We start from the raw sequence: 7,589 nt of genomic DNA on the forward strand, positions 1-7,589 counted from the left end.
ACAAAAACAAAGGGATTTTGGTAAAAAAATTGTCCGCCAATTTCTATTCCCAATAAATCAAAACGCATAGCAGAACTAAAAATATTTGCTCTCTCACCTTGGAAAGTGAAACTAATAAAATCGTTTTGCAAATTCCAATACAAAACAGGAAGAAGCAAAAGGGCGGAGATAAAAACACTCAAATACAGCTGATAAGTTTTTAGCCATAAACGATTATAAAACAAGATATACAATCCGGCTCCTGCCCAAAGAAAAACAGAGGTATATTTAGAAAGCATTGCTAAGCCAATTAATAGTCCAAGCAAAAGCATTTTTCTTTTACTCGAAGAAGCCATATCCCTATCAGGAAGAATATCCAGCATCAAGAACAAGCTGAGTAGCCAAAAGAAAACCTGAGGGGTATCGGGAAGAATAAAAACTCCAACAATCAAGCTTGTATAAAGCGATGCAGTATAAAGTAAAGCGGCATACCACCCTGTAAGTTCATTCTTAATTTTCTTTCCGATTTGGAAAAATATCCAAGTATTAATTCCGGCAAAAACGACAGATGATAGGCGAATAAAAAGCGCACTATCGAATAATAGATTTAAAGAAAAAAACTGTATAAAGAATCCCACCAAAGGTGGGTGATCAAAATGACTCCAATCTGGATATAGAGCGTAAGTCCAATAATAAACTTCATCGTTTCCCAATTCAACCACCGAAGCCAAGAACAGTCGCAGAATAGTACTGAGACCTATAAGCCAAGCTAGGTTTCTATGAAAACGATTTTGAAACACTAGCGAACACTAATCAAATAGATATCAAAAATTAAGACCGAATTAGGTGGGATTATAGATACGGCACCAGTACCATATCCTAAACCAGAAGGGATAATTAGTTTTCCTGTACCACCTACATTAAACAAAGGAATACCTTCTTGCCAACCGGCAATTACATTTGTTAATGAAAAACTTGCTGTACCGCTGTCAAAAACAGTACCATCAACAAGCTTACCGGTATAATTAACTGTAACATATGAACTAATCGACGGTTTTATTCCCGTACCCTGATTATCAATGATATAATACAAACCCGAATCTGTATGCTGTGCTGTTAAACCATTATCTGCTAAATAATTTTCTATAATTTCTCTATCAATAGCTAACTGGGCCTCAGCATCATTTTCATCCTTATTACAAGCTGTTAGACCAAAGGAAACAGCCAAAATAAATAATAATATTTTTTTCATCTTTTTTAAAATTTTACGCCTGCAAATATATCAAAAAAGGAAGCTGTTAAACTTCATTTTTATTCATTTTCAATTTGATGCTCTCACAACTCATTGCAATATATTCATGAGTAGCCGGAATTTTAAATTCGGGTTCTATTTTATGTTGTCCAACTGCTGATACGGCATCTTTTAATGCAAGCCAAACCGATAATCCGTGAATAAATGGAGGCTCTCCAACAGCTTTACTCTTTTTTATAACCAAAGGATTTGGAGCTTTATCTAATAATTCTACTCTAAAATCTTTTGGAATATCGGTAACAGCAGGGATTTTATAAGTGTCGGGGGAACGATTTAATAAATTACCATCTCCATTATATTTCATCTCTTCGGAAGTTACCCAACCCAAACCTTGAACAAAAGCACCTTCAATCTGACCTTTATCAATAAGTGAATTAACCGAATTTCCTACATCATGTAAAATATCCGTTCTAAGAACCTGATGTTTTCCGGTTAAAATATCTACTTCTACTTCTGAAACTGCCATACCATAAGCAAAATAATGAAATGGATTACCTTTTCCCGTTTCTCTATCGAAATGAATATCGGGAGTTTTATAAAAGCCTGTTGCACTTAAGCTATACTGATTTAGATAAGCAAAAAGAACCAATTTGCTAAATGAGATATTGTATTTACCATCTTTAACCTGATTATTTTCAAACTTAATCTGTCCTTTGCTTTTCGGAAACTTATCACGAAAAGCATCGCTTAAACGAGCAATCAATTTATCGCAAGCATTTTTTACAGCCATTCCGTTTAAATCTGTACCCGAAGATGCTGCAGTTGCCGAAGCGTTAGGAACTTTTGAGGTATTAGTTGCCGTAATATTAAACTTGTCGACATCAAGTCCTAAAACATCGGCAGCAATTTGTCTTATCTTAGTATGTAAACCCTGTCCCATTTCTGTTCCACCATGATTTACGTTTACACTACCATCCTGATAAATATTTACTAATGCTCCTGCTTGATTTAAAAAAGAAGTAGTAAATGAAATTCCAAATTTTACGGGAGTCATCGCTAAACCACGCTTAACATATTCATTCTTAACATTAAACTGATCTACTAAATTCCTACGCTTAAAATAATCGCTTGAAGCCATTAATTTTTCAAAAATAATAGGTAGTCTGTTTACTCCTATTTTTTGTCCGTAAGGTGTAGTATTTCGTTTATTCTCACCATAAAAATTCAACTGTCTAATTTCTGCTGCATCTTTCTTTAAAAATCTTGCAATACGATCAATAATATTCTCAATAACTGCTATTCCTTGTGGTCCGCCAAAACCACGAAAAGCCGTATTAGATGGAATATTAGTTTTCCAAACCAATCCTTGAACCCTAACTGCAGGCAGGAAATAAGCATTGTCGATATGAAATAAAGCACGTTCTAAAATAGCCATACTCAAATCTAAAGATGATCCGCCATCGGCATTAAGCATAACATCTAAGCCCAAAATATTACCCTGCTTATCAAATCCAACTTCGTAAGTAGAATAAAAAGGATGACGCTTACCTGTTATTAGCTGATCGATATCTCTACTAAGGTGCATTTCGACAGGCTGTTTGGTGTAATTAGCCAAAAGTGCAGCCCAAGCAGCAATATGATTTGCCTGTGTTTCTTTCCCACCAAAAGCACCACCCATACGCTTCACTTCTACTTCGACTAAATTTCTGGAAATTCCCAAAACTTCTGCAACTACAGCTTGCGTTTCATCAGGATGTTGAGACGAGCTGTAAACCAAAATTTCATTGCCTTCTCTTGGAACAGCCAAAGCCGTTTGTGTTTCTAAATACCAATGCTCTTGTCCGCCTGTAAATAAATCTCCTATCAGCTGATATGGTGCATTTTGAATCTCTTTTTGCCAGTCGCCTTCCTCAATTTTACGAATTTCCTGAAAAGTTTCGCCCTTTTCCATTGCCTCTTCTAATCCGATAATTGCAGGCAATTCCTCATATTCAATTTCAATCAACTCAGCCGCTTTATATGCTGTTTCTTTATCTTTTGCAGCAATCAACGCTATGGGAGCCCCGATAAAATTAACTTCGCTATCAACAAGACAAGGCTCATCCTTAGCAATGGGTCCCATTTGATTAATTCCGGATATATCTTTATGAGAAATAATACCAACGACACCTTTCAATGCTTTTGCTTTAAAGCAGTTTAAACTTTTTATTTGGGCATGTGCTTTAGTGCTATACACCAAATGCCCAATTAAAGCATCTTCACTAAGTTTCATATCGTGAATATAAACGGACTCGCCGCTAACATGAAAACGAATACTGTTATGCTCTGCTGAATGCTCTGTCATAGTTATAAATTTCCCTCAAAAATAAGAAAAAACGCGGAAATACCGTTCCCCAAAGTTTTTAGATTAAAACTTAGTACAAATAATCTTATTTTATTTTTTCTTATAAGATAAAGTGGCTTTTTATGCTTTATCCTTCAGTAATATCTGATATCAGATAAAATATATACTTCATTTACACCTATACCTTATTCCTCCTCAATAATCAGAAAAATATCCTCATTAGACTTTTTCATTTTATATTTTTCGCGTGCAAACTTTTCTAAGTTTTCATTATCCTCAAATAAATTGTGATATAAAGTACTGTCTTTTTTAATCTCTTCTTGAAAAAAGGCTTTTTCTTTCTTCAAAGTGCGTAATTCCTTAATCAGTTTATAATGCGCACGAAAATTATATTGGTCTACAAAAGCCAACAGTACAAACAAAACGCCAATTGAAATCCAGTATTTATTAAAAAGTTTCGGAATCTTCATACACTTATATCTCCCACAAAAATAAAGGAGTTACTGAAGGTTTCAACAGCTATTCTTATTTTTTTTTAACGATGATTTGTTTAGAAAATTCAGTCGTTCTTTTTCGAATTCATATAACCATAAACCAAAAGCCACTGAGCAAAAGTATAAGTTCCCATTACCAAAACCGGAGCTAAAGACATCTCAAGAGTAAATTTATTTATAGCGAGAATACTATCGGAAACAAAAAAGAAAATACCGCCAAGCAGAACAAATTTTCCAAATTGATAAAAATAAACTTTCGAATAAACAAAAGCAGATAATACCATAGCCAGCAATACAGTTGCATAAATCGGGACAGCTATCAATAAAACCAGACTATTTAATTCCATAATTGGAGGCATAAGGATTATTAAAAGTCCGAAATAAATGGAAATAATAATGAACACAAAGAGAAGTCCTTGCTTTAAATTTGGTTTGATCTTCTGTGTATTTCCTTTTAAAAACACTAAAATATAAATAAGGTGTGAGATAAGAAAGAAAACCAATCCTAAAATAAAATTATCGATAAGCGGCATTAAAAATACATCGCCAAGCATAGAAAAGAAAAGAGCAAGAATAAAAATCCAGTTGATTTTTATTCCTTTTGCCCGCTGATCATAAGCAAACCAAAGCATTAAAGTCGGTAATAGCAAAGGTTTAAAAATATTTTCTAAATCGGGCAAACCTAAATGCCTAACAGACATTACAATTATTGCCAAAAGAAAAAATGAAAAAGAGAAGAAATAAGTTAAACGTTTAGATACCATTGCTTTTTTGAGCTAAGCTAAGAAATAATGTGATGATTTGAAAATGTGATGATGTGAAAATGTGATGATGTGAAAATGTGATGATGTGAAAATGTGATGATTTGATGATTTGATGATTTGATGATAAAGTAACACACATTTTTTGCCCTGAGCATAATTAAGCCGTAAACTTTTGGCCTAAATTTTCATTAGCATATTAGCACATTCTTTCATTAGCATTTTTCCTATCTTTGCCGCTCCAAATTTTTCAGCTGAATGAAACATCCATGATAAAAAGTTTTAACACACAAGAATATTTTTATTTAGGATGTTCCACCTGGCCTATAAAATTAAAAATGATCAGATGAAATTAGAAGACGAAATAAAACGTAGACGTACTTTTGCCATTATCAGTCACCCTGATGCAGGAAAGACAACCCTTACCGAAAAGCTTTTGCTTTATGGTGGTGCTATTCAAGTAGCGGGAGCTGTTAAATCGAATAAAATTAAAAAGACGGCTACTTCCGATTTTATGGAAATCGAGAAGCAAAGAGGAATCTCTGTTGCGACTTCGGTTATGGGCTTTGAATATAAAGACTATAAAATCAATATTCTGGATACGCCCGGTCACAAGGATTTCCAAGAGGATACATACAGAACACTAACTGCAGCTGATAGTGTTATTGTAGTGATTGACGTAGCAAAAGGTGTAGAACCTCAAACCGAAAAACTGGTTGAAGTTTGCCGCATGCGTAATATTCCGATCATTGTTTTCATCAACAAGCTCGACCGCCACGGAAAAGACGGCTTTGAATTATTAGATGAGATTGAACAAAAACTAAACATCAATGTTACTCCTTTAAGCTGGCCTATCAATATGGGTCCGGAATTTAAAGGCGTTTACAGTATTTTTGAAGAGAAGCTAAACCTTTTTACTCCAGCCAAACAAACTATTGAAGAATATATAGAAATCAGTAGTGTTGCCGATCCTGTTTTAGATGAGATAGTCGGAACAAAAGATGCTGATATTCTCCGCGAAGAAATAGAATTGGCTACGGAAGTCTATCCTAAATTTGAAAAGCAAACGTATCTTGATGGAAATATCAGTCCGGTATTTTTCGGTAGCGCTTTGAATAATTTTGGAGTAATGGAACTGCTTAATTGTTTTATTGAGATTGCACCGAATCCTCTTCCCTACCAAACAGAAGAACGATTAGTAAATCCAGCTGAAGAGAAGTTTACGGGTTTTGTTTTTAAGATTCACGCTAACTTAGATCCCAATCATCGCGACAGGATTGCTTTTGTTAGAGTAACATCCGGAATTTTTAGACGAAATGTATTTTACAGGCACATTAGAAGCAATAAAAAAATTCGGTTTTCCAGTCCAACAGCTTTTATGGCACAAAAAAAATCTGTTATTGAAGAAGTTTACCCTGGTGATATTGTGGGCTTACACGATACGGGTAATTTTAAAATTGGCGACACCTTGACTGAAGGTGAAGTGCTTCATTTTAAAGGAATGCCAAGCTTCTCTCCTGAGCTTTTTAAATATATAGAGAATGATGATCCGATGAAATCCAAACAGCTGGCTAAAGGCATTGACCAGTTGATGGATGAAGGTGTGGCTCAATTATTTAAAGGAAAAACTTCTACCCGTAAAATTATTGGAACCGTAGGTGCTTTGCAGTTTGAAGTTATCCAATATCGCCTCTTGCACGAATATGGTGCTAAATGTCGATACGAACCTATTACACTTTATAAAACAGCTTGGATTACCAGCGAAGACCAAGCACAACTTGATGATTTTACGACCCGAAAATCGGGCAGTTTAGCAGTAGATAAAGAAGGTCGGTTGGTGTTTCTTGCTGAGAGTAAATATGCTTTGGATATGGCTATGCAGAAATACAATAAAATTAAATTCCATTTTACTTCGGAATTTTAAAGATTAAAACTGAATTATAGACGTGTTTCTTCCTTGAAGAAAATTTCCATAAACGTTTATTCGATTGAGCAGATTTGTTCTATTCTGTATTTTATTTTCAACAAAAAGTCAAAAAAGTGTTAAACACAAACAACAATTTGCGTATTTCTCTACCGATTCTTTACTTGTAGTTCCGAAAAGCTTAACTCAAATATTTAGCCACAATGGGCATTCTTCTGCCCATTCCAAAAGCTTTGGTTGAGACTCGCAAAATAGGTGGTGTTTGGTATCGTTTGTACTCGTTGGTGTTTACCAATTTTAAAACACGGTCTACCAAAGTTTTATCATAACCCATCTCAATAATTGCTCTTGGTCCTTTTCGGTTCTCGATATATTCAAAAAGGATAGCATCCAAAATTTCATAATCGGGCAAAGAATCTGAGTCTTTCTGACCTGGTCTTAATTCTGCCGAAGGTGGTTTATTAATGGTATTCCACGGAATTATTTCCTCATTTCTATTGATATATCGTGCCAAGGCAAAAACATCAATTTTATACACATCTCCAATAACGGAAAGTCCACCATTCATATCGCCATAAAGCGTTCCATAGCCTACAGCCGATTCGCTTTTATTAGAGGTGTTCAAAAGAATGTATCCGAATTTATTAGATAAAGCCATCAATAAAACGCCACGCGAACGTGCTTGAATATTTTCTTCAGCAATACCAAAGGGCAAATCTTTAAAATGTGGTTTTAGTTCTTTTTCAAAGCTCTCGTAAATAGATTTTATTGGGATAATCTCATAAGGAGAGCCTAAATTCTTTGCTAAATCTTCTGCATCTTTAATAGAGTGATC

At 34.7% G+C, this 7,589-nt stretch carries 7 protein-coding genes; 1 reads left to right on the forward strand and 6 read right to left on the reverse strand.

The window, feature by feature from the left end; translation table 11 throughout:
- The 5 genes from J7K39_05350 to J7K39_05370 form a co-directional block, all read right to left on the reverse strand.
- Window positions 1–779: glycosyltransferase family 39 protein (locus tag J7K39_05350; protein ID MCD6179311.1), on the reverse strand; the 779-nt coding region annotated here is incomplete at its 3' end.
- Complete coding sequence (locus J7K39_05355; protein MCD6179312.1) at window positions 779–1,231, reverse strand: FKBP-type peptidyl-prolyl cis-trans isomerase; 453 nt, start codon at window positions 1,229–1,231, stop codon at window positions 779–781. The genes J7K39_05355 and J7K39_05350, both read right to left, overlap by 1 nt.
- 46 nt (window positions 1,232–1,277) lie before the next feature.
- The gene (xdhB, locus tag J7K39_05360; GenBank protein MCD6179313.1) at window positions 1,278–3,575 is read right to left on the reverse strand and encodes a xanthine dehydrogenase molybdopterin binding subunit; all 2,298 of its coding nucleotides are present in this window, start codon (window positions 3,573–3,575) and stop codon (window positions 1,278–1,280) included.
- A 185-nt stretch (window positions 3,576–3,760) separates the two neighbouring features.
- Complete coding sequence (locus J7K39_05365; GenBank protein MCD6179314.1) at window positions 3,761–4,045, reverse strand: septum formation initiator family protein; 285 nt, start codon at window positions 4,043–4,045, stop codon at window positions 3,761–3,763.
- 89 nt (window positions 4,046–4,134) lie between these two features.
- The gene (locus J7K39_05370) at window positions 4,135–4,833 is read right to left on the reverse strand and encodes a lysoplasmalogenase (protein ID MCD6179315.1); all 699 of its coding nucleotides are present in this window, start codon (window positions 4,831–4,833) and stop codon (window positions 4,135–4,137) included.
- A gap of 343 nt (window positions 4,834–5,176) precedes the next feature.
- Here J7K39_05370 and J7K39_05375 point away from each other — a divergent pair, with 343 nt between their 5' ends.
- Entirely contained in the window at window positions 5,177–6,754 is a 1,578-nt protein-coding gene (locus J7K39_05375) for a peptide chain release factor 3 (protein ID MCD6179316.1), read from the forward strand.
- A gap of 181 nt (window positions 6,755–6,935) precedes the next feature.
- Here the strand turns inward: J7K39_05375 and nadE are convergent.
- On the reverse strand, window positions 6,936–7,589 hold a 654-nt coding region (gene nadE, locus J7K39_05380; GenBank protein ID MCD6179317.1), incomplete at its 5' end, for an NAD(+) synthase.

The organism is Bacteroidales bacterium (assembly GCA_021157585.1).
Taxonomy (GTDB): Bacteria; Bacteroidota; Bacteroidia; order Bacteroidales; family UBA12170; genus UBA12170.